The 2,103-nt window shown below is 67.8% G+C and carries 1 protein-coding gene; it reads left to right on the top strand.

Annotation, left to right across the window (positions count from 1 at the left end; translation table 11 throughout):
• Positions 1-2,103 (top strand): excinuclease ABC subunit UvrA (locus BLX42_RS08955; RefSeq protein ID WP_161871611.1); only part of this gene is annotated, 2,103 nt, incomplete at both ends.

The following is a 2,103-nucleotide window of genomic DNA, read 5'->3' as shown; positions in this document are numbered from 1 at the left end:
TCGAATCGGTCGCGCCCTATGCCCGGCGCCTGATCGACCAGGTCGGCGTGCCGGATGTCGACGCCATAGAGGGCCTGCCGCCAGCCGTGGCCCTTCAGCAGCAACGCGGTACCCCTAGTGCGCGCTCGTCGGTGGGTAGCGTCACCACCCTTGCCAGTTCGATCCGCATGCTCTACTCCCGCGCCGGCAGCTACCCGGCGGGCCAGCCGATGCTGTATGCCGAGGACTTTTCGCCCAATACGCCCCAGGGCGCCTGCCCCGAATGCCATGGCCTGGGCCGGGTTTATGAGGTGACCGAGGCGACCATGGTCCCCGACCCGTCGCTAACCATACGTGAAAGGGCGGTGGCAGCCTGGCCAATGGCCTGGCAGGGGCAGAACCTGCGCGACATTCTCGTGACCCTGGGCTACGACGTCGACATCCCCTGGCGTGAATTGCCCCAAGAGCAACGCGACTGGATCCTCTACACCGACGAGACACCCACCGTACCGGTGTACGCCGGCCTCACCCCGGCGCAGACCCGCACCGCGCTCAAGCGCAAGCTCGAACCCAGCTACCAGGGCACCTTCAGCGGTGCCCGGCGCTATGTGATGCACACGTTCATGCATTCGCAGAGTGCGCAGATGCGCAAACGCGTCTCCCAGTTCATGCGCCCCAGCCCTTGCCCGCTGTGCCAGGGCAAACGCCTGAAGCGTGAAGCGCTGGCAGTCACCTTCGCCGGCCGCGACATCGGCGAGCTGTCGCGCCTGCCGCTGCAGGCACTGGCCGAGGTGTTGCGCACAGTGGCGGCACCCGGTTACCTGGAGCAGCATGAAGACACCCTGACGCTGGAAAAACGCCTGGCCGCACAGCGCATCGCCCACGAGTTGCTGGAGCGCATCGCGCCGCTGATCGACCTGGGGCTCGGCTACCTGGCCCTGGAGCGCAGCACACCGACGCTTTCTTCGGGCGAGCTGCAGCGCCTGCGCCTGGCCACCCAGCTCAACTCGCAGCTGTTTGGCGTCATCTATGTGCTCGACGAGCCGTCGGCCGGGCTGCATCCGGCCGACAGCGAGGCGCTGTTCGAGGCGCTGCAGCGGCTAAAACAGGCGGGCAACTCGGTGTATGTGGTGGAGCACGACCTGGACACCATGCGCAGGGCCGACTGGCTGATAGATGTCGGCCCTGCGGCGGGTGAACACGGCGGCCAGGTGCTTTACAGCGGCCCGCCACCGGGCCTTGCACAGGTTGCGGCGTCACGCACCGGCGCCTACCTGTTCGCCGGGCAGCAGCCGGCCAGCCGCACGCCGCGCCCGGCGCAAGCCTGGTTGCGGCTTGAAGGCATTACCCGCAACAACCTGCGTGAGCTCAGTGCGCAGTTTCCGCTGGGCTGCTTCACCGCGGTCACTGGCGTCTCTGGCTCGGGCAAGTCGAGCCTGGTCAGCCAGGCTTTGCTGGAGCTGGTGAGTGCACACCTGGGCCATGCCGCACAGCCGGCCGATGCCGAGGAACAGAGCCTTGAAGACGCGCCCGAGCAGCCCAGCAGCGGGCGCGTGAGCGCGGGGCTGGAGTGCATCAAGCGGCTGGTGCAGGTCGACCAGAAACCCATCGGCCGCACGCCACGCTCCAACCTGGCCACCTACACCGGGCTGTTCGACCATGTGCGCAAGCTGTTCGCCGCTACCGAGCAGGCCAAGGCCCTTGGCTACGATGCCGGGCGCTTCTCGTTCAACGTCGCCAAGGGCCGCTGCGCGACCTGCGAGGGCGAAGGCTTCGTCAGTGTCGAGCTGCTGTTCATGCCCAGCGTCTATGCGCCCTGCCCGACCTGCCTCGGCGCACGCTACAACCCCCAGACGCTGGCCGTGACATGGCAAGGCATGACCATCGCCCAGGTACTGCAATTGACCGTCGACCAGGCGCTTGAAGTGTTTGCCGAACAGCCCCCGGCCCGGCGCTGCCTGCAGGTGCTGCAGGACATCGGCCTGGGCTACCTGCGCCTGGGCCAGCCGGCCACAGAGCTGTCCGGCGGCGAGGCGCAGCGGATCAAGCTGGCCACCGAACTGCAGCGCACCGCCCGCGGCGCCACGCTGTATGTGCTGGATGAACCCACCAACGGGCTGCACC

It is taken from the genome of Pseudomonas sp. SG-MS2 (assembly GCF_009933855.1).
GTDB lineage: Bacteria > Pseudomonadota > Gammaproteobacteria > Pseudomonadales > Pseudomonadaceae > Aquipseudomonas > Aquipseudomonas putida_E.
Note: the sequence above shows the minus strand (reverse complement) of the source record. Positions and strands in the feature narration are given on the sequence as shown.